Origin of the sequence: Mesorhizobium sp. M0938 (genome assembly GCF_040319125.1) — a bacterium.
Lineage (GTDB): Bacteria > Pseudomonadota > Alphaproteobacteria > Rhizobiales > Rhizobiaceae > Mesorhizobium > Mesorhizobium robiniae.
Genome location: NZ_JAMYNS010000037.1, coordinates 1 through 20319 on the forward strand (window position 1 = coordinate 1; position 20319 = coordinate 20319).

A 20319-nucleotide genomic window follows, 5' to 3' on the forward strand; every position below is an offset into this window, starting at 1 on the left:
AAGGCTCTTCCGGTCGCGTTCCTTGCGCTCGGTGTCGACCAAGCGCCCCAAAACAACCCGCAAGTAGGAGCAAGCTACGGTAAACGCGGAAAATCGGCGTTTATGGACGGACACTAATCTAGTCTCTACCGTTCAGAGCGGCTTCCCTCGCCAGTGACAGCGAGTCAAGATATTTGGCATCGTCGGCTTTGATTGCCGCGCAGATCTGGTCGAGATGGGGACAGCTCACTGGTGCACCTTTGGGCTCATAGTGTTTCCTCGTCATCCAGATGAGGATTGCCGGATTTGGCGTAGAACACCAACATGGGTCCGAGATCAAAGCGCGTCCCGGGCGCAAGGCGCTGGACGGACCGGGGCCATGTTTCGGTTGAGGCGCCATCGATGCCTCGCGCCAGCGTTCTGGCGAAGCGGGGCATCAGCGGAGCGAGTGTCGGTGCCAGGATCGCAGCGGCCGTCGTCTGAAGGGCTAGCGAAGTCCGATTGCGGGCGGGATAGAAACGTCGCGCCGCCGCAAAGTCTCGCGCCCCGCGGTAGATCACGCAATCGCGCACGAATTCGCAGACCTGAGTGGCCGCGCGCCGAACCGAGAAGCCTTCGTCCGAATAGGCGCGCTCCATCGCAGCGCGATAGATCTCTATGCGAGCAAAGAAGGCGCGGTCGACCGGGCTCCAGTCGCCTGCATCGGGTACACGGCCGGCAAAATCGTGCTTGATTTCCTGGTTCAACGCCTCAAGCCAGTTCAGCCAGATGCTTTGGAACACCTCGTTCTCGGTGCGGCGCAGCGCGTCCAGCGTGAAATCCGTCCGCTCACCTTCCGGGCGTGTCAGGCCCAAATGAAGGCGCACGACGTCGACTGTCTTTGGGCTCAGAACCTCCTTGCCCCAGACCGCATGGCGGCAGCTGGTTGAGAACTTCTTGCCGTCGAGCAGGTAGAACTCGTTGACGTGATAGCGGATGCGTGGCTTCCAGTGGGAGAAGACCTCGGCGTAAAGAGCGGGGTAGAGTAGGGCGTGGTAGAACGAATTGTCGAAGCCGAAGAAATGGACAATCTGCCAGTCGTTGCCGGGCATCTCCGCCTTCCAGTCGCGACCCATCGAGCGGCCGAGCGCCTGGATGTTGTAAAGAAAACCGAAGGCCATCTCCGGCCAGACCCAGATCACTTGCCCCGGGAACCCTTCCGCCGGCAGGCCCCAGTCCGAGGGGTGGGTAATGGGCACTGAAAATTTCCCGCGTCGGCGTACGCGTGCGAAGAGATCCAAGATCCGTAGCGGGGCCCCAGACGCCCTTAGATGCCGGTCGACATTGTCGAAGCATCGGTCCAGCGCAAGTTCAGCGCGGCGGACGGAGCCGACCAGCGGCGCCTCGGCAGACTGCCGTGATTGGGCTGCACGCAGGTCGTGGCAAAGGTTTGGGGCGCCGCATTCCTCGCAGATGTTGCCACCCGCGGACCCGCCGCAATCGGGGCAGAGGCCGCTAACATCCGGTTCGTAAAGATAACGGCCTGTCACGGCATCGAAAAGCGCAGGGCTCTGGCATAGATCTATCGCCGTGCTGCTCAGGAGACTGCGGAAACAGGCGGCTTGAAACTCGCCGTAACCGTCATCGCCCATTGTGGCTTGGAAGCTGTGGACGTCACAATCGAGAAGTGCAAGCGTGGCGCGAATCTCGTCGGCGTAGTAGCGCGCCACGTTTGCAGGCGTCGATTGATCGGCATCGGCCCGTGTCGCGACGTAGCTCTGGTAATCGTCGCTTCCGGTCAGGTGATAGGCCTCGACTCCTTTCATGCGCAGGAAACGAGTATAGACGTCAGCGCCGAAATAAGGGCCAGAAAGATGCCCCAGATGCAGATCGCCATTTGGCGTTGGCGGCGTGGAGAAGACGAAGGTCGGCCCGCGTGGAGCCGTGGTCTTTGCAGCGACATGAAGGGCGGCCTCGCCATCACGCCAGTAGACATCGACGAAATCTAGGTCTTCGTTTCCGTCGTTGCGCAGCACATGCGCTTCAAAAGGGTGGAACAGAACGACATCGCCGGCCTCGACCGAGATTTCCCCAAGGTCGGTCCTGACCTTGCCCGATCCTGACAGGATCACGAAGGCCTCGATTTCGTCGTGCCGATGGGGCTCGGATGTGACGCCGGGTCCAACCTTTCCGAATGAAAACCCCGTGCGAGCGCTGCCCGTTCCAAGCGTGGCCGTGTCGATACCGAACGCCCGCGACAGCTCCGTTCGAGAAAACGTGTATTTGCGCATGACAACCAACCTAAGCTGTTGAAGCAGTGGGACCTTCGGCTGCCAACGCAACAGCCTCCCGTGCAATTCGTGCAGAGAAACGGCAGCCCGACCATTGGCGGCCCGGCCAGGATAGTGCAGCTCTGGGCCGGCAAGCGGGCGACCAAGGGGGGCACTAGTCGGGCTGTAGGCGCACAGAAGACCGCCTGCGACCACCTCCGCAATCCACGTGCCAAAGCGTCGTAACGGGCTACGGTCGATGCTCCGCGAGCCCGCAAATCAGACGTCCATACCGTCCGCGCATTTTTGAGCGGTCGATCAGTTTCGTGTGCATGCCTCCGCCTGGCTGCGTGAGCTCAATCGCGATAGAAGATGCCATTTGGGGGCTTGAGATTGTCGAGATCGGCCACTTTGCCCTCGGGCGGGTTAAGGGCGCGCTTAAGCACGTTATATTCAGAGCGGGTCGGCCCGCCGGTTGAAGCACGCTGGAACACCAAGTAGAGTGTCCGCCGAGAACGATTGCTTTTGTTCGGTCGTGAGTAGTGCGGTGCGTAATCGTCGAAGATGAAGATGTCGCCAGACTTCCATACTACGGGTTCCCAGGAGAACTTTTCGGCAACTTGAGGATAGATCACCCCACCGGCATCCATAGGAAACACCCCCTTTTCGTGGTTGCCGGGGCTGAAAAAAAGCCCGCCGTTTTCCGGGTCGGAGTCGTCGACGCCTATGGCAACCACCGCATGGACCATGCGGTCGGGGAGTTTGTGTGGAATGTGATAAATGTCCTGATGCGGGAGATAGCCGCCGCTGTCTGGATAGTGGAAAATCAGCAACTCCTTGAGCCTGCGCGAAGCTTCGCCAAGCAAATCCTCGACCGCTGACTTTATGCGCTGATCTTCTAAGAGCAAACGACGCAATGGATCATGGAAGTCGAGAAAATTCTCGATCTTGGAGGTGATCTTTCGATTGTCCGTCGTCTTCTCGAACCACATGAGCCATTTATCATCACTGACATCCCAGCGTGACATATCTTCGACAAAAGTAGAGATATTTTCCTGATCTGCTGGAGTGAAGAACCGTTCGAGCCTGACGTATCCGTCCTTCTGCCACTTTTCTCTTTCTGCATCAGTCAACATGCGAAAAGCCTCCTGTTGGAAAGACTGGTTTGGTCGGACATCCCAATTAGGGGAGTCGGGCGCTGATCAAGTTGCGGGTCCACGGAGACTGACTCACGTGACGTGGGACGGCGATGCTAAGTGCGTTCCGCTCCGGCGGATATTGTCCGCAGAAGCTCGGCGCGAGACTGCCTATGTCAGGCTCGGCCGGGTCCAGGGGTTCCGTAAACTGGGCCTGATCAATCGCTTCACCCGGTCCAACCACGACACGCATCGCTAAAGGCCCGCACCATCCGCTAACTGCCGACCCAGCCATGGCCGCCAAGACCACGGTGCTCTTTCGAGTGAGCGACCTGGTACGGCCTTGGCAACCGTAGGGGAAATGCACGCCCCTAGAATAATGCGATGCGCCGCCTGGTCCAAGGGCTTGGTCGGTCACGATAATATCGGAGAAGCCTCCGGCGTTCACCGCAGCGGAGGCGGACATCATTTCTAGGATGCCACCGCCGATGATCAAAAGTTTACGGGTCATATCCCGCTGCCCATTTCTTCGGCTGCGGGGTCGGGCCAGCTCTCGACCGAGGTATGGCTGATGAAGCCAGGATGCTCGGGGTTCGCGCATGGCGCGCGTCCAAGAAGGCTATCGAGGATGCGGCGCGCCCGCCAGGCCAGCAGGCTTAGATTCGGATCGGCCAGGCCGCGCTGCCCGAGGCTCGCGTTTTGTACGAAGATTCGTCTGTCACACGGTCCGTCCCAGCTCACCGAAAAATCCTCGCGAATAGCTAATTCATTGTCGATCTGCTCCAAGCGGCCCATGATCGGTTCCAACAAGCTTGGGACCGCGTTCTCGTAACCGGTGGCCAGGATGACGATGTCAGCCGTGACTTCTTCGACCTCGTCCATGCCATGCTGCAGGGTCAGCCTGTGGCCCGGTCCGGCGTTGATGCAGTGCGAGACGGTGCAGCCCGGCCGCAGTGTGATGTCGCATCGGTTTGGCTCGAAAAATGCGTGGCGGTACAGCGCCTGATAGATCGCGCGCAACGTGCTTTCCGAAATGCCGTCCGAAGCAAGCACGTAACGCCGCACGAGCAGCTTACGCTGCGACTCGCTCATCGCCGCGAATCGATCCGAAAAGCAGGGCATGAACAACTCGTTTGTGAACGGGCTGTCGTCGAGAGGCAGGTAGTTCTCACGCTGCGAGACCCAAGTGATCGAGGCAGGCCGCCGTTCTTTCGGCAGGCCGACAAGGTGCAACATCACCTCGGCTCCCGACTGGCCTCCGCCAACCACGCAGACATGCTTTCTCCGCACCTCAGGATGGATGTGCAGTAAAACAGATGAGTGGAACAGGTTGCGTCCAGTCCAACCCTGAAACTGAGGCGGAATTTGCGCCTGCTTGCCAATGCCGACCACGACGTTTCTGGCGCCGAGAACCGCCTTATCCGTCCGCACCCGAAACTCGCCGTCAAAGCGGATCTCGCGCACCGTCTCCCCGCCACGCACAAGTGGGTTCCTGTGGAAGACCCAGTTCAGGTATTGCTCGAACTCAACTCTGAGCACGGCTTCGAACTGTGCGTTCAGGAAGTGATACAGACGCCCGTTCTCGTGCAGGAAGTTCACGAAAGTGTAGTCTGATCGGGGATTCGCCAGCGTGACCAGATCTTTGAAGTGGCTGACCTGGAGCTCCGAGGAATCGAATGCGATGCCTGGATGCCAGCGGAAGTCGACCTGCCGATCCAGGAACAGTGCCCCTTGCCCAACTTGCTCGTGTATCTGACATGCAAGACTCAAATTGGACGGCCCAGCACCGATCCCAACGCAAGATAACTCCACCTGCTTTCCTCCTATAGATTTTTCCCACCAGGCGGCTTGTTCGTGGCGAATATCGGCCATAGCCATTGGGCTCCCCCTCGCGAGCGTTTTCGAGCCTTGGTTCCGACCGGATTTGCGGAAATTGTCTGCGGGTCGGGTTGTCGAATGTAGACCCCGAGCATTCCGGCCCGGTGACAATCGACGGGTCGTGCCGGCGACGTGGTTAGGGGGTGTCGACGTCCATCCTTGCCGCCCGCCTCGATGACCGCGTCGCCGTCACGCGAGACGCTTTCCAGGCCCATTAGTTGTTTGAGCCGCAGTCGCCGCTCGACCATGACGCGCCGGCCTTTTGGCGGCTTGGTGGCGGGCGAGAGCGCGGTTTTCACTGCGGCGACGGCATTTTCGGTGCGCATAATCATGGACGACGTCTCGCTGATACCTTCGGAGAATCCTAAGCAAAGGCCGTGCCGAATCCTAAGCAAGGCCGTGCCAGAGAAGGAGCAAAGGCCGTGCCAGAGAAGGAAATCTTATTAAAGCAACGGGTTGGTGGATGTGCGATCCTGTCGGGAATCCGACATTGAGGGGGGCGCCTCACCGCGACGCCCGATTTGCACGTCGATGTCGCCTTTTTCCGAATAGCTAATCGGGCACCTTCTGCACCAGGAGACTTCTCATGGAGACCAGCACGATGTCTTCATGAACGGACGGTGCAGAACCTTGTGTCTCTTGCTGGACAGATCGCGATATGCCTTGTCCAACAAGGTCGGCAGTTGCAAGAGCTGCCAGATCCTTCACCCTCAAGACCCTCATTGAAAAAGCCCGACCAGCGGTTTGGCGATTTGTCTCAGAATCAGGCGATCACCCCCGTCGCCGATGTCGATCCAAAACTCTGCCAGTTCGTAGTGAGAGCTCAACTGCTTGAGTTTTCCGCGGTGCCTACCAAGCTCGCACAGGAAACCGATCAGGCGTTTACGGCCTGCACTCGTTGTCGGGTCTTCGACAATGTCGGACATGAGACATAGCGCATCAGAGCCATCCCATTGTTCTGAAATGATTTTCTCATTTGGCACGACACATGCTTGGCTATCCGCAAACGCGCTGCGGCACGGACAGAGGAGAAATCACCCCATGATCACGCTCGCCGAACATGCGGTCGCAGCCGCGAAAACTGAGCTTTCCCGAGCTGAAGGAGAACCTTGAGCTTGTTTTCCAGTCGACATCATTCCTCACGCTATCCGGACATGACCGCATTCGATTTCCGCCCAACGCTGGATGCTCCCGACGATGATCCCTATCTTTGGCTTGAAAATGTAGAAGGCGAACAGGCACTTTCCTGGGCCGCCAGCCAGTCGGCCAGGACCCTAGGGCATTTCGGTGGAACGCAGTTTGATCGCGACCGCGATGCCCTGACGGCGATCTTCGACCGTCCCGACAAGATTCCCCTGATCACGCGCTGCGGTCAGTACCTCTGCAATTTCTGGCAAGATCCCCGAACCCGCGCGGACTGTGGCGCCGGACCACCCTTGCCGCCTATCCGCCGATCCTGCTTGCCGCCACCAAGCGAGACGACTGCTTCCATCCGGGGCTGCGCGCTTAAGATGGCCGCAAAGCTGCAGACTCTTGGCTATCGCTCTTACTTCAGCGAGCCCGGCGCGGGCGCCCACGGCTACGCCAAGACAATCAGGAGCGGGCCGCATTCACTGCTCTGAGCAACGATTCCCTTCGCAGTGCGACCCCCTGGCAAGCCGATTGCGTTCGATAGGTGGGCTCAACCCAGACAAAGGGCAACATTTCAATAAGCGAGCACAGGTCGATGATTAAGAGCAAAGCGCAAATAATGTGAGCAAAATATCACGCGACGCGAGCACCGACGTTCCCTCAATCTCAAGTAATTCCAGAAGGATTCGTAATAATGAATTGCATCATTTCTGAAGAGCAAGGAGAGAATACCCTGGCGAGAAAGCGAATGGGCGTGGCGGGGGGAGTAACGGTAGCCGTCGTCCTCATCGTGGTGGGACAGCAGGCCGTCGCGGCGGACTTTGAACAAGCCGCGAGCGCCCCGCAGGCAGGAGACTGGGTCACTGAAGCGCCAAGCCCTTGGCAGGTCCGCCTGCGTGCGTTGGGAGTTATCACTGAGGATTCAGGCTACGTCAATGCGGTGACCGGTTCCGGTCTTTCCTATTCGGATACCCTGACACCGGAACTCGACATCTCCTATTTCTTCACGGACAACATCGCCGGCGAACTCATACTCGGTACCACTTATGCCAACATCGACGGCCAAGGAACGATCGCCGGGCTGGGCAAGGTCGGCAAAGTTTGGCTGCTGCCGCCCACGCTCACATTGCAGTATCATTTTACCGATCTCGGGGCCTTCAAGCCCTATGTCGGTGCTGGCGTGAACTACACGATCTTCTATAATCAAGATGCCGGCAGCGCCGATGCTCTCAAGGTCAAGAACACATTCGGCACCGCGCTACAGGTCGGATTCGACTACATGGTGGATCAGCACTGGGGCGTCAACTTCGACGTGAAGAAGCTTTTCCTCAAGCCAGACTTCGATGTCACGGTGGACGGCGCGAAGCTGACGGGGAAGGCCGCGCTCGATCCCTGGTTGATAGGCGCAGGTGTCACCTATCGTTTCTGATAACGAAGACCGAAGGCGACTTGCTGACGGCGATCTGATTTGAAGGGCGCGCCTCGTGCGCCCTTTTACCGTCGGGCCTACAGAGCAATTGACCCGGATCGGAGGAGATGGCCTTGTTGCCCGTGGGCGGGAAGGTATCCGAAATCATCGCTCACTCAGTTCTCGCGCTGCTCGAAGCCGGACAAGAAAATCAAAAACCCAACCGAACGGTCGGGCATGCTGCCTCGGCGTGGACGAGAGGTGCAACTCACAACGGTGCGCCAGCCGGCACGCAACTTGCATGGGTCACGGCTGACGGCCGCAATTCCATCACGGAGCCTAGAGTGACCCATCAGTGTTGCTTTGACGCGTGTAGACTGGCGGCACTTTATAGGCAAGCGACGTGATAGGCGGTCGTTTGGTTCGCGATTGCCGATCTGATTGGAGTATTCGATGGTCCATCGCTATTATGACATCCTGTCCCTCACGGTCCTCACCGCCGTCGAGGTATTTGAGGCATCGGCACGACACCTTTCGATTGAGCTCGCAGCTTCCGAGTTGAGCGTGACATTGGGAGAGATCAGTCGGCAGATCAAAGTCATTGAGGACGAGCTTGGTGTTCCGCTGTTCGTGAGGCAAGGAACCGACATGGTGCTTACCAGTGCAGGCAAAGAGCTCTACACCGAGCTGGCAAGCATTTTTTCCAGGGTGTCCGATGCCGTCACGACCATTAAACACGGCGGTCGCTCCCGGATGTCTCGATTGCCTCCACCCCTGCGTTCGCGTCGATCTGGCTGACATCGCGCATGCCGCGCTTTGAGGCACGTGCAAGTTCTACGAGATCGATCAGAAGATCGTTGCGAAATGGGGGAATTGGGCGTCGACTGCCGATCTTCCGACTTGCCCAGAACCTGCGATCGACGGTGCCCTCGGTCGAGGAAAGAGCTTGTGGTGTCGGCCGAGTGATGCGCGAGGCCAACCAATTAGGGCGCCTACACCAACTAGCCGCCTTGATGCACGACAAAGAGCTTTTGGCGCCCTGAAGCGGCGATCAGGCGGCTGTTGCGATTCTTTTTGACAAGCACGTTAGGCGCCGGCCGGTTATCCGTCGTGATGGAAGGCGGGGTTTGCAGGTTGCGGTCGGCGGGTTCGTTTGGGGCGTCTACGCCCCATCGTTTATGTCGCGAGCCTCGGGATGCGACTGAGGACGATGCGTAGGATGCCCTGGTCGAGGCAGGATGTCGGCAGGTGCAGGCGGATTTGCGTCTTCATCTCGACCACCCGCGCAGCGATCTTGATGAGGCGCAGTCGCAGTGTGTCGAATTGCGCGACGGCAAAACTCGAGCGTTTCGGCATCGCAGCGCGCAGGCCCCACATCAGCCAGTAGGCGCCGGCATGCAGGAACAGATGGGTATTCGGCTTGAGCCTCATCTTTTAGTGGTGATGCCATGAAGGTGCTGCTCTTCGAGCTGATGATCAGACGTGGTCTGCATGGAAGCAGCCCACAAGCCATCAGAAGGAGGAAGCGCAGCATGAAACATTATGCCGGATTAGATGTCTCAGTGAAAGAGACCGCAGTATGCATCGTTGACGAAATAGGCACGGCGTGCCGGGAAATGAAGGTGCCGAGCCATCCGGAGGATCTTGCGCGGGTGCTCACGGATCCGGCCTGGAACTTTGAGCGGATCGGGCTTGAAGCCGGGCCCTTGTCGCAATGGCTGTTCAGCGGCCTGGCCGAAGCAGGGCTGCCGGTCATCTGCATCGAAACCCGGCACACTAAGGCCTACCTGAAGGCCCAGCCGAACAGGTCCGATCGCATTGACGCCCGCGGCATTGCGCAGATGATGCGGGTCAGTCTGTTTCGCCCGGTGCATGTGAAGACGCTGACGAGCCAGAAGCGCCGGGCGTTGTTGATGGCGCGAAAGCTCTTGCAGGAAAAGGCCATTGCCGTCGAGAACGACATCCGCGGCTTGCTGCGCAATTTCGGGCTCAAAGTCGGCAAAGTCGGCGCAGCCGGCTTCGCGGCGCGTATCCGCGAGCTCACCGACGGCATGCCCGATCTGGTCGAGATCATCGAACCGCTGCTCGAGGCGCGCGCCAAGCTGCGCCAGAATTTTGCCGCCCTGCACCGCAAGGTTTTGACGATCGTCCGGGATGACGAGAATTGCCGCCCACTGATGTCGATTCCCGGTGTCGGCCCGGTCGTGGCGCTGGCCTACACCGCGACCATCGACGTGCCGGCCCGCTTCCGCAATTCGAAAGCGATCGGGCCGATTTTAGGCTTAACACCGGTGCTCAACGAGTCGGGCGAAAGCCGCCGCATCGGTCGGATCTCGCTGCGCGGCGACCGCATGATGCGAACGCTGCTCTACGAGGCCGCGCAGACCCTGCTGACGCGGGTGACGAAATGGTCCTGGCTGAAGGCCTGGGCGATGAACGTCGCCAAGCGGCGCGGTAAGCAGAAGGCCGTTGTCGCGCTCGCCCGTCGGTTGGCGGTGATCATGCACCGGATCTGGCGCGACGGCACGCAGTTCCGCTGGACCAGGACGGAAATCATGCCGGTCGCCGGCTGACCTCGTCCCGACCAGCGTCCAGCATGCCGCCGTGCTCGTGCCCGTCAAGGGCAAGTCGCTGCGCGATGGCCCCTGCGGTCCCACCCTTGAGGATCATTGCGCGCGGCGGCCAGTGTCGAAGCAGGTCGGGACGAGGAGAGGGTCGCCCCATCGGCCGAACAAGGAGATAGATAGGGAATGAACCAGAGGATCAAATGTGAAAATCATCGCCCCCGATAGAAGGGCGACACAGTTCCACCTGCCGGTGGAAAGCCGTCCTTCGCGGGACGAGGATGAGGTGAGTTCGTAGTTCCGGAAGTACCGATCGCACTGGGCATCAGGACGCGGTAACAGATTGTTCCACCTCGTTCTTCTGAATCCCATGGAGGGAGGGCCAGAGCGCCGATCCCGTAGAGAAGCGAGACCCCGCGAAAGACATCAAATGCCGGCAAGGCGGAGAGCTCGAAAAGCGCTTGACCTCAACACGCCGAATAGAGAAGCCGGAACTGGTTGGCCGTGGCGCGTGAGCAGGATGTGCGGTCGGCGGCGAGATGCGTCTTCCACGACTTGATGTGGTTCTCGGCCGCTCCGCGCCGGCAGTAGACATCCTCGTAGAGCGCCTTGGCCTTTCCACCGGCGAGGTTGGTGACGATGAAGCGGGTGTCAGCACCTTGGCCGCCGACCTCGACCCGGGCGATGATGCGCTCGACGCGGCTCCAACTGGCGGCCCCGTCAACAAACTCCTTGAACCTGCTGACCTTGCCCGTCTTCGCCGACGCTTCGAAGCGAGCCGTCGTGCTGGTTTCCAGGTCCGCGACATGCTTGCCCAGGGTCGTGGTGGGTGCCAGGCCGAGGATGAAGTCGACGTGGTTTGCGCGGCACCAGTCAATGACCAGTGGACTGCAGTAATGTCCGTCGGCTCGGATCGGGATCCGGGTGTTCGGCCAGTTGCTCCGGATCGCCCGCACGAGGCGGCGCAGGTGAGCGGCCGCACGCCGGGCAGATTCTCCAGCCGGCAGATGGTCGATTGAGACGCCAGGTCCCGACCCGAAGGCAGCGCATCCTGGGCCATCTTGAAGACCGGATCGGAGCGCAGCCGGTTGGCGTCGTTGCCATCCTCGTAGCCAGCGGCGATCATCTTCATGCGAAAGCCGATTATGTCTGCCAGGCTGTGGACGACCTGGTCCGGGCAGCGCGGATCGTCGATGCACCGCGCCAGACGCTCGGCGACACGCAGCCGCTTTTCCACCTCGGCCATAGCCACAACGCCACCGTTCGAGGACAGCATCCCCCCGTCGAAACGGGCGACGACATACTTGCCGCGAATCGATGACAAACCGTTCAGCGGCAGCGTAGGATCATTCATGGCGGGTGTGGTCTCCGGGATATGGCGCGGATCGGCTTAAGCAACCAAATCCTACGTCATTTCAACGGTTTGCTCCACATCCGCCGACCTGCCATGAATTTTCCGGGCTAGGAGACCTGTGTGCGGGACGCACATTGCATTGATTTGTTTGATTTTGTCGGCAGATCAGGACATGGGCGGGAAGATATCAAGGCCAACGTCGTTGGCTGCGGCTTTCGGCGTTCTTGTGGGAGCGCCAGGGTGTTTTTGCCCGCTATCCAGCCATAGCGCTGACCTTCAAACTACGTTTCATATTGTAGGCGATGGCAGTGAGGCGAATTTGAACGCCTGCCTGGCAAGCTCTCGCCATCGGCGAAGACCCTTCCATGTGCCGAAGATTTTCTCGATGCGACCACGAATGCGGTGGATCGGTTGGTTCGAGCCTCAAGATGTGCCCATATTTCGGCTTCGTCCCGACCCCACATGCCGGTGGCGACAACACGAGGGGTTCCGCCCTTTGCCCGCACTGCGTCGCCGAAATGATTGCCTCGATAGGCGCTGTCGGCAAACACCTCGCCGGGATCGTCGAGCAGCGCATCAGCACCGGCTTTGCCGTCGTTAATGTTGGCGGGCGTGATCGCAATCTCCTCGACCAAAGCAGTATCGGCGTCGGCACCCACATGGGCTTTGAAGCCGTGGACTGCTGGTCGGCCTTTATGCTTGACCCAATGGTCTTCGTCATCATCCTCATTGGCCGAGGCGATGATTGTCGCATCGACAAGCGTGCCGGTCTTAACCCGGATCGCTTTGGCCTTGAGCTGGCGGGTGATCTCGTCGAACAGAGTCCTGTCCAGACCATGTGCCACAAGGGCTTTTCGAAAACGCACGAAAGCCGTCCGCTCTGGTGTAGGCTCCCAAGCCGAGAACCCGCAGAACCGCCGGAACGATCCTCTGTCGTCCAACGCCTCGGCAAGCTTCACGTCCGACAGATCGTACCAGATCGACAGCAGCATCGCCTTGAACAAGGCCGTTGGCGGCCAAGCGGGCTCGCCCTTGGCCGCGCAGGAAATCACGGCCAGGTGGCGCTCGATCGACGCCCAGTCAATCTGTCTGGCAAGCTCGTCCAAAGACGAATGTCGGCCGCCATCAACGGCGAAACCGAACTTTTCCTGACCAATGCCCCGAAGTGACATCGCATCCCTCAATCCCTTGATCAGATCGAGGGAATCACAGATCAATGCGCCGGTCCAGCCACCCGCGCACAGGTCTCCTAGACCGGCATTGACCGCTTCGGCGCATTCCGCACCGGGCGATCGAAGTCGTGTACGGCGTTCGTGGCAACGCTGCGCGCCGGACACGGACGTTAGATGATAGTGACGACGCCCTAGCCGTACGCGCTGCCGCAATCTCACTGGTCTGGTGATCGAGCGGCTGGCGGGTTCTGTGCAAAAGATGGTCATGACAGAACTCGCAGTTAGAACCTTTAGGGTCGCCGCCCTAGCATCGGACATCTCTCTTCCAGTTTGCCCCAGAGATCGAAAAGAGCAGCTGAGATTTTGACGCGCAAGGATACTGACCTACACTCCCATTGCCGTTCAATGCAATATCGTACAAGCGGAAGCATTTGTGGCAATTGTGTTGCCAAAAAGTCAATTAATTTTCGTTATGTTAAATAGCATGCAACATATCTCCCAACATTTCAGCGTAATATAACATGAAGTTCACAAAGATTCACTTTCTGCTTATGCATATCGAGGGTACAGTCGATGGTGAAAAAACAACATCGTCCCTTTTTGTCCTACCACATTGGGGGTGCAATGACTTATCGCGGAGCACGTCGATACAGGACCGGCAGCAGCCTGGTCAGGAAATGCAATCCAATCCCGCTGCGGGGATCGAGCCGGGACGGTGGACACATATTTCCGCTAGAGGACGTCGACGTTATCTTGCGTCTAGACGCCTTCGCAAAAAGCCATGCTCCGCATCGTTGCGAGTTTTTTCAGCCGCGTCATTGCGCGCCCATGGATACAGTGGCGCCCCCCCACGGAGGAACTGTTATGAACGCCCTAGATCAGCAGGCAGCACCGGAGCAAGCCGCGCGAGAGCGCATGAAGGTATCCCACGCCCTCGACGGCGACGCCGGTCGTTTGGCCCACTTATATCGCGGATGGGCGAATGGCTTCGATCTGGACCAGGTCCGCGTCGGGTACTGCGGGCCGATGATCGTGGCGGAACTGGCAGGCGCCGTGCAGACGGCCTATTTGGCCACGCAGCGAAATGCAATCTCAATCCTCGACGCTGGCTGCGGAACAGGGCTCGTCGGCGTGGAACTGGAACGGCTCGGCTTCCGGTTGATTGACGGGTTCGATCTCTCCGAAGAGATGGCCGAAAAGGCCCGGCAAACCGGCGTCTACCGCCATGCCCGAGGCAACGTCGACCTTAACGGGCGGCTCTCGGACTACTCCAGCGCGAGCTATGACCTAACCGTCTGCTGCGGCGTCCTCACGCTCGGACACGTCCGACCGGATGGGTTGTGCGAGCTGGCTCGCGTCACCCGCCCGAATGGCTTCGTCATTGCAAGCACCCGCAAGAGCTATGCGGAGACGACATCCTTTGAAGGCGAGGTACGGCGCCTGCAAGATGAGGGCGTCCTTATACCGGCACAGTGTCTGAGGAACGGCAGATACGTCGCCGAGGAGGACGCGCACTATTGGGTCTTCCAGGTGCCCGAGAAGACCAACGCCCCAGAGGAACCCAAGCCATGACGCGTTACCGCGACGGACTTTCCTGCGAAGGCCCTGCACAATTGCATGATGGGCCGAGAATGCGGACGAAGCCACTGCTGTACGCGACGCAGAAGACCTCCCTTGGCGTATTCGAATGGCTCGACAGTTTCGTGAAACTCGCGCGGCGAGCGCTGGTAGCGATCGAGCGGCACGCCGCCCTGTGCGTCGTAAGGGCCGGCGTTGTACATGACCAATTCGCCTCGATCCAAAACTTTAAGTTGCTTCCCCAACGCTGTCTTCAGAACCGGAACCTATCGGCATGCGTGCGACACAAATGTAGTGAATCCAACTTAAGAGCAATACCGACATTTTATCAGCAGGGCACCCATGTTGTTTTAACGGATTTTTCGTTTGACACGGCACATGCTTGCTGTCTGCAACGGAGCCAAAAAGGATTGTGACTTTGATTGGGGTGACAAATGAATTTGGGACTTGACGGCAAGGTGGCAATGGTCGCGGCAGCCTCCAGCGGCTTAGGTTTGGCCACAGCTGAGGAGCTAGCCAACGAAGGTTGCCGCGTGTCCATCTGTGGGCGGGATCCGGGGCGGCTAGAAAAAGCAGTGGATCGGTTGCGCAGCACAGGCGCTGAAGTGCAGTCGCGCGCGACCGATGTGACTGACTGCGCGGATGCAGCAGCTTGGGTTGCCGAAACGGCAGAGCATTTTCGACGTATCGACATCTTGGTGACGAATTGCGGAGGCGTTACTGCCGGGCCACCCTCAGTCCTGACGCCTAAGGATTTCGACGACGCGTTTGACCGAGTGCTTTTACCTTCGATAAATCTAGTTACCGCTGCTTTGCCGCATCTGCGGCGCTCGCGGGCGGGGCGAATATTGATGCTCGCTTCCGAGGCTATTGTACGGACCCCAGTACATTTCGCATTGTCGGGTGTCGCACGAGCAGGGTTAGTGCCCTACTGCCACACGCTCGTACAACAATTGTCAGGAGAGAGCATCACCGTAAACGTGCTCGCTCCTGGAGCCCACAGTACCGCGATTCACGAAGCCAATCGCCTCGGCGACCATGCCGAAGCCATCCGTGCGCTCGAGGATAGGACCCCGGCCGGACGCCTTGGCGATCCCTCGGAATTCGCAGCAGTCGCTGCATTCTTGGCCAGCGCCCGCGCGGCCTATGTCAGCGGCGCCCTAATCGTCATCGATGGTGGGCTGAGTGCAACCGTCTGAACGACTCGTCGCACTAGGAGCCGTTCGCATGAACGAAGCCAACGCAAACAGAACCGTCATCGATCCCGGCCGTTCAATCGCTCATGCGTGTAATCATAGCTGGAGTGGGGAAAATCTCTATGTCAGATACAGCTCATAATGCTGCGACTGATGCAGAAGGATACCAGGAGCTCTTCGGAGTCGATGGCAAGGTAGTCTGCATTTCGGGCTCGAGCCGGGGTCTCGGGAAGTCGCTCGCCACCTGCTTTGGACGATTGGGTGCGAAGATAGTTCTTTCCTCGCACAATGTTGAAGAGCTAGCCGAAGCAGAGGCCGAACTTGCGGGCCAAGGAATCAACGTCACGGCTATCCGCGCTGATGTGCGGTCGCACGACGATTGCAAGGCACTGATCGGTGGCACGGTCGACAGGTTCGGGCGGATCGATGTGATGGTCTGCAACGCAGGTACCGATATCATTAAGCCAGCGCAGTCATATGAAGAGCCGGAATGGGACGAAATCGTCGATACCAATCTGCGGGGCTATTATTATTGTGCGAAGTTTGCCGCCCAAGCAATGCTGGGTCAAGGCGGCGGCAGCATCATCATGACTTCTTCGGTCGCCAGTTCTCTCGGCGTACCGGGCCTGGCTGTCTATGCTGCGAGTAAGGGAGGCGTCAATCAATTGACGCGTACCATGGCGGTAGAATGGGCTGATAAGGGTATTCGTGTAAACGCCGTCGCACCTGGGTTCATCAACAACTTCATGGATGGAGTGCACCCTAATCTCGATACCCCTTATCAGCACCGCGCAATGGAACTCACTCCGATGCGCCGCCGCGGCAATTTGTCAGAGTATTTCGGGCCTTACATTTTCCTCGCGAGCCCAGCTGCATCGTTTGTGACAGGCGAGATTCTCTATGTCGATGGGGGCTACGCCGCCAGCTGATGCAGGATGTTCGATGTTGTGGCGGTATTTGGAGGTAGCTAGGCAATGTTAAACACAATACCAGATGAAGTGAACTTCCTAGACTGCACCTTGCGCGACGGTGGCTACTACACAGGTTGGGATTTCGCGCCGGAACTGGTGTCGGACTATGTCGCTACCATCAACACTCTCCCAGTGCGCATGGTCGAGCTGGGGCTCGCCGGAAAGCCTGAGAGCCAGGGATATTTCGCCAGTGTGACGAGCTCTAAGGCCGAACAGGTGGCTCCTGGTCTCTTGGTCAAGGCATGCGTAATGATCGATGCCAAGGATGTGCTTGCGAGTGAACTGCCTATACCCCTTGCCGTTACGCGCCTGACAGAAGGCCTAGTGCCAGGACATATCACGACCGTCCGCGTGGCGGCGCATTACAGCAACATGGCTGCCAGCCAGAACATTTGCGCTGAGTTGTCTCACAGGGGCTTCCGCGTATTTTTGAATCTCATGCAGATCGATGCAGCAGACGCCGCAGAAGTTGAGATGTGCCTGAAGGAGGTAAAGCAGATCGACACCATCGACGTGCTATATATTGCCGATTCCTTTGGCTCTATGACGCCGACCCGCGTTCAGGAAATCATCGGCCGGTTTGCGGATCGAATTGAGCCTGACATTGGATTCCACGGCCATGACAACCGCGGATATGCGCTGGTCAATTCAGTGGCCGCCGCGATGGCCGGAGCGACCTGGATTGACTGCACCATGGGGGGCATGGGCCGGGGCGCAGGAAATACCGCTAGTGAGCAGCTCCTGCCGCTTCTCGCTGGTCTCGAAACATCCAAGGAACGGGCACTCCTCGAGCACGTCTTGCGTCACTTCGATCCGCTTCGCAAACGGTATGGCTGGGGCAGCAGCGCGGCATATCAATTCGCGGGCTCAAACTTCATCCATCCGTCCTATGTTCAAAAGCTTTGTGAAGGCGGGGCCTTGTCTGACGCCGCCATTATCGGGCGCCTTTCGGAACTTCGCGCCGATGAACGGATGAGTTTTGCCGATGAAAAGCTGTCGGTGCTGATGGCGCAGGGCATCGCCTGATCGCAGATATCCCTATCGAGGTGCCTCTTTTTCCCAATTTGGAGGAAGCCATGACCCTGCCAAACGCGGTGGTGAAACCATCGGCCCTCCCGTCCGATCCACGGTTTTCATCAGGCCCTTGCCGCAAACATCCCGGCTGGAGCGTGCACCCAACTATGCTGCGCTATGTTGGACGGAGTCACCGGAGCTCCGAGGGAGCAGAAAGGCTAGGAGAAGTAATCAGGCGCATGGCCTCTTTGCTAGAGCTGCCTGATAGCTGGCTCTGCGGAATCGTGCCCGGTTCAGGCACTGGGGCCTGCAGCATGGCCTTACAAAATCTACTCGGCCCGTCTCCAGTCGAGACATTCGTGTCGGACAGCTTCTCGCAGTATTGGGCAAATGAAATCGATACATTAGCGCTTGCCGCCCAACGCCGGCATATATGTGCTTTCGGAGATTTTCCGAGCACGAGCGGGATCGACCCCACTCACGACATCGTTCTAGTGCTAAACGGCACCAACAGCGGTGTCTGTCCGCCGGATCTTAACTGGATTCTTCCTGACCGTGCCGGGCTTGTGATCGCAGATGCCGTCTCCGCAGCTTTTACGAGGCCCATCGACTTCAATCGGATCGATGTCCTGTGCTGGTCATGGCAGAAGGCGCTTGGCGGCGAAGGCGGCCATGGCATGATCGCACTCTCGCCTCGAGCCCAGGCACGGCTGAAAGCCGGCGGACGTAAGCCTGTAGCCAGGCTCTTGAGACTGCACAACGCCGACGGATCTGTGAACAAAGCGTTCTTTGGCGGACGGACGATCTCGACCCCCAGCATGTTTGCCGTCGAGGATATCCACTCTGCGCTGGACTGGGCCGAAGCGTGCGGCGGACTACCCGCGCTTCTGAACAGGGTTGCCGATAACTATGCCGTGATGGCCGACTGGGTGAACTCTACTCATTGGATTGATTGGACTTGCACCAATCCGGCAGCACGCTCCACCTGTTCAATTACCCTTCGGCTTGTACGCGATCAACTCGCTGCCGACGAGAAAGAGGACGACGGCAAAATCGTTGCGGGGATGATCCGTCTACTCGAAGCCGAAGGCGCGGCCTTTGACATCTGGAGCTATGGCGACGCGCCACCGGGATTTCGGATATGGGCGGGACCTACGGTCGAGGCAGATGACTTGGCGATCTTATGCGAGTGGCTGGCCTGGGCTTATAGCCAGACGTGCGAGGCCAGCACGCCCCTCGAAGCAATGATCGTGCGTCGCAGAGAGCCTTTTAAGGAGGGTCTTCATGACCGATGATACTCAAGAAAGTTCCGGCTGTAGGTGTGGCACTCCAAATTGCTCCTGCAAGATCACACGCGAGGACTGGCGCATCAGAGCATTGCAAGAGGCTCATCACGGCTACTTTCCGCCGTTTACGCCGCTTGCGGTTCAGCTAGGGACGGAGTCGGCCGGTGCTCTGACCGCGCCCCTCGACAGCCGACCAATGTTCGAGCGTCCTCCCCAGACGCTGGTAGCTTGCTATGACGCGATACTTTTCGACGCAACGGGGGTCCTCATCAGCGAAAATGACGCCCTCCCCGGCGCTGCTGATATCTTGGCCCGACTTAATATGTCAGGTCAACCATACTACATCGTGACGAATATCAGCAGTGGATCGGACGAAACGATATTTGCACGTCTTCGCGGCGCGGGACTTCCGATTCCGGCGGTCGACCATATCGTATCAGCAGGCGGGGTCGCGCGACATTGCGTCCTCGGAGAGCTGGCCGCCGGGCGGCTAGTTTCTTACGTCGGCAGTCCACGCGCTGCGCATGACATCTTCGGCAAGCATGCAAACCTTCATTGCGCGGACGCGACCGAGACATTCGACACACTCGTGGTGCTCGATGACGAAGGTTTCGATTTTAAACGGTCGGCTGATCAAATTCTGTCCACCTTTCAACGCAAACTGATCGAGACGGGTCAAATGCCCCGTATATTAGCCGCAAACGCGGACATCATTTATCCTGGCAAGAACGGCTCACTCATCTTTGGACCAAGCATAATAGGGCCAATGCTTCAAGCAGGACTAGCGCCGTTCGGAGCTCCTACAATCTCAGTTGAAATATTAGGCAAGCCGGGAAGAGCGATTTTCGAAGAGTGCATCGCTCGGGCCGGTACCGACCGTCTTTTGATGGTCGGCGATCAGGTTGATACTGATATTAAGGGCGCAAAGGCTGCCGGGCTCGACGCGCTTCTCGTAACAACGGGCCTCAACAACGGCGGCAAGTTGCGTCAAGGTGAGAACGGCGCTCCCGATTATGTAGCAAAGGGCCTCGATCAGATCTTCGACGACAGTTTGTTTTGCAGCGTTCTACCCAAAAAAGAAAAACTGTAGGGCGAGTGGCGCCACAGGATACAGTTCGACTTGTTGAGCGATGAAAAACAACAATCAAGAAATGCAAATATGTTTCTTTTCAGTTTGCAATTATAAAATTTGTCGGAGACAGAATTAATAAATATTTGCAATATGTATATTCTAATGAACTAAAAAGATGCGTAAGAAGGCCATGCAGATCACGAGGGGCTAATGCTTTTCAAGCCTTGGTCGAGGGCTACAAAAGCTGCCACCAAGCCGTCACCGCTGTCCGATGCGCCATGACTTCAGCTTGTTTGGCACATGACTTTTTGGAGGCTTGCGAACAGCCCGC

The 20319-nt window shown here is 58.4% G+C and carries 15 protein-coding genes and 3 pseudogenes; 10 read left to right on the forward strand and 8 right to left on the reverse strand.

Annotation, left to right across the window (positions count from 1 at the left end; translation table 11 throughout):
- Window positions 1-245: 245 nt before the first annotated feature.
- From NKH73_RS31840 to NKH73_RS31860, 5 genes are all read right to left on the reverse strand, one after another.
- Window positions 246-2249 carry a class I tRNA ligase family protein gene (locus NKH73_RS31840; protein ID WP_352939305.1) on the reverse strand — a complete coding sequence of 668 codons (2004 nt, stop codon included), beginning with the start codon at window positions 2247-2249 and terminating at the stop codon, window positions 246-248.
- Window positions 2250-2584: 335 nt separating this feature from the next.
- On the reverse strand, window positions 2585-3364 hold the full coding sequence (locus NKH73_RS31845; RefSeq protein WP_352939307.1) for a phytanoyl-CoA dioxygenase family protein: 780 nt from the start codon (window positions 3362-3364) through the stop codon (window positions 2585-2587).
- Window positions 3365-3871: 507 nt separating this feature from the next.
- Entirely contained in the window at window positions 3872-5236 is a 1365-nt protein-coding gene (locus NKH73_RS31850; protein ID WP_352939310.1) for a lysine N(6)-hydroxylase/L-ornithine N(5)-oxygenase family protein, read from the reverse strand.
- The gene (locus NKH73_RS31855; protein ID WP_352939312.1) at window positions 5188-5574 is read right to left on the reverse strand and encodes a hypothetical protein; all 387 of its coding nucleotides are present in this window, start codon (window positions 5572-5574) and stop codon (window positions 5188-5190) included. Before NKH73_RS31855 ends, NKH73_RS31850 begins: the two co-directional genes overlap by 49 nt.
- Window positions 5575-5961: 387 nt before the next feature.
- A complete protein-coding gene (locus tag NKH73_RS31860; RefSeq protein WP_352939314.1) occupies window positions 5962-6225 on the reverse strand; it encodes a hypothetical protein in 264 nt (87 codons plus the stop codon).
- A gap of 171 nt (window positions 6226-6396) precedes the next feature.
- Here NKH73_RS31860 and NKH73_RS31865 point away from each other — a divergent pair.
- The 3 genes and pseudogenes from NKH73_RS31865 to NKH73_RS31875 all read left to right on the forward strand — a co-directional run.
- Window positions 6397-6689, forward strand: a pseudogene (locus NKH73_RS31865) (prolyl oligopeptidase family serine peptidase); the annotation flags it as partial.
- A 432-nt stretch (window positions 6690-7121) separates the two neighbouring features.
- Window positions 7122-7802, forward strand: coding sequence for an OmpW/AlkL family protein (locus NKH73_RS31870; protein WP_502894155.1), 681 nt, complete (start codon window positions 7122-7124; stop codon window positions 7800-7802).
- A gap of 432 nt (window positions 7803-8234) precedes the next feature.
- A complete protein-coding gene (locus NKH73_RS31875; RefSeq protein WP_352939317.1) occupies window positions 8235-8579 on the forward strand; it encodes a LysR family transcriptional regulator in 345 nt (114 codons plus the stop codon).
- Between the two features lie 378 nt (window positions 8580-8957).
- Here NKH73_RS31875 and NKH73_RS31880 read toward each other — a convergent pair.
- Window positions 8958-9188, reverse strand: a pseudogene (locus NKH73_RS31880) (transposase); the annotation flags it as partial.
- A 125-nt stretch (window positions 9189-9313) separates the two neighbouring features.
- Here NKH73_RS31880 and NKH73_RS31885 point away from each other — a divergent pair.
- On the forward strand, window positions 9314-10354 hold the full coding sequence (locus tag NKH73_RS31885; RefSeq protein WP_352939320.1) for an IS110 family RNA-guided transposase: 1041 nt from the start codon (window positions 9314-9316) through the stop codon (window positions 10352-10354).
- Between the two features lie 464 nt (window positions 10355-10818).
- Here NKH73_RS31885 and NKH73_RS31890 read toward each other — a convergent pair.
- Both NKH73_RS31890 and NKH73_RS31895 read right to left on the reverse strand, forming a co-directional pair.
- Window positions 10819-11699, reverse strand: a pseudogene (locus NKH73_RS31890) (transposase); the annotation flags it as partial.
- A 281-nt stretch (window positions 11700-11980) separates the two neighbouring features.
- The gene (locus tag NKH73_RS31895; protein ID WP_352939323.1) at window positions 11981-13036 is read right to left on the reverse strand and encodes an IS5 family transposase; all 1056 of its coding nucleotides are present in this window, start codon (window positions 13034-13036) and stop codon (window positions 11981-11983) included.
- A gap of 699 nt (window positions 13037-13735) precedes the next feature.
- Between NKH73_RS31895 and NKH73_RS31900 the strand changes: the two genes are divergently transcribed.
- The 6 genes from NKH73_RS31900 (at window position 13736) to NKH73_RS31925 (ending at window position 20006) form a co-directional block, all read left to right on the forward strand.
- Window positions 13736-14443, forward strand: coding sequence for a class I SAM-dependent DNA methyltransferase (locus tag NKH73_RS31900; protein ID WP_352939326.1), 708 nt, complete (start codon window positions 13736-13738; stop codon window positions 14441-14443).
- A 440-nt stretch (window positions 14444-14883) separates the two neighbouring features.
- The gene (locus tag NKH73_RS31905; protein ID WP_352939328.1) at window positions 14884-15648 is read left to right on the forward strand and encodes an SDR family NAD(P)-dependent oxidoreductase; all 765 of its coding nucleotides are present in this window, start codon (window positions 14884-14886) and stop codon (window positions 15646-15648) included.
- A 119-nt stretch (window positions 15649-15767) separates the two neighbouring features.
- Window positions 15768-16574 (forward strand): SDR family NAD(P)-dependent oxidoreductase, encoded by an 807-nt coding sequence (locus NKH73_RS31910; RefSeq protein WP_352939331.1) that lies wholly within the window; start codon window positions 15768-15770, stop codon window positions 16572-16574.
- Window positions 16575-16619: 45 nt separating this feature from the next.
- Entirely contained in the window at window positions 16620-17642 is a 1023-nt protein-coding gene (locus NKH73_RS31915) for a hydroxymethylglutaryl-CoA lyase-like TIM-barrel protein (RefSeq protein ID WP_352939334.1), read from the forward strand.
- A 347-nt stretch (window positions 17643-17989) separates the two neighbouring features.
- The gene (locus NKH73_RS31920; protein WP_352939337.1) at window positions 17990-18925 is read left to right on the forward strand and encodes a PLP-dependent aminotransferase family protein; all 936 of its coding nucleotides are present in this window, start codon (window positions 17990-17992) and stop codon (window positions 18923-18925) included.
- On the forward strand, window positions 18915-20006 hold the full coding sequence (locus NKH73_RS31925; RefSeq protein ID WP_352939339.1) for an HAD-IIA family hydrolase: 1092 nt from the start codon (window positions 18915-18917) through the stop codon (window positions 20004-20006). Before NKH73_RS31920 ends, NKH73_RS31925 begins: the two co-directional genes overlap by 11 nt.
- Window positions 20007-20319: the final 313 nt, after the last annotated feature.

Bases quoted from the DNA above. Each gene is read 5' to 3' on its own strand.
- NKH73_RS31870 (WP_502894155.1), top strand. From the start codon at position 7,122: ATGGGCGTGGCGGGGGGAGTAACGGTAGCCGTCGTCCTCATCGTGGTG.
- NKH73_RS31885 (WP_352939320.1), top strand. From the start codon at position 9,314: ATGAAACATTATGCCGGATTAGATGTCTCAGTGAAAGAGACCGCAGTA.
- NKH73_RS31900 (WP_352939326.1), top strand. From the start codon at position 13,736: ATGAACGCCCTAGATCAGCAGGCAGCACCGGAGCAAGCCGCGCGAGAG.
- NKH73_RS31910 (WP_352939331.1), top strand. From the start codon at position 15,768: ATGTCAGATACAGCTCATAATGCTGCGACTGATGCAGAAGGATACCAG.
- NKH73_RS31850 (WP_352939310.1), bottom strand. From the start codon at position 5,236: ATGGCCGATATTCGCCACGAACAAGCCGCCTGGTGGGAAAAATCTATA.
- NKH73_RS31875 (WP_352939317.1), top strand. From the start codon at position 8,235: ATGGTCCATCGCTATTATGACATCCTGTCCCTCACGGTCCTCACCGCC.
- NKH73_RS31905 (WP_352939328.1), top strand. From the start codon at position 14,884: ATGAATTTGGGACTTGACGGCAAGGTGGCAATGGTCGCGGCAGCCTCC.
- NKH73_RS31840 (WP_352939305.1), bottom strand. From the start codon at position 2,249: ATGCGCAAATACACGTTTTCTCGAACGGAGCTGTCGCGGGCGTTCGGT.
- NKH73_RS31855 (WP_352939312.1), bottom strand. From the start codon at position 5,574: ATGATTATGCGCACCGAAAATGCCGTCGCCGCAGTGAAAACCGCGCTC.
- NKH73_RS31915 (WP_352939334.1), top strand. From the start codon at position 16,620: ATGTTAAACACAATACCAGATGAAGTGAACTTCCTAGACTGCACCTTG.
- NKH73_RS31925 (WP_352939339.1), top strand. From the start codon at position 18,915: ATGACCGATGATACTCAAGAAAGTTCCGGCTGTAGGTGTGGCACTCCA.
- NKH73_RS31845 (WP_352939307.1), bottom strand. From the start codon at position 3,364: ATGTTGACTGATGCAGAAAGAGAAAAGTGGCAGAAGGACGGATACGTC.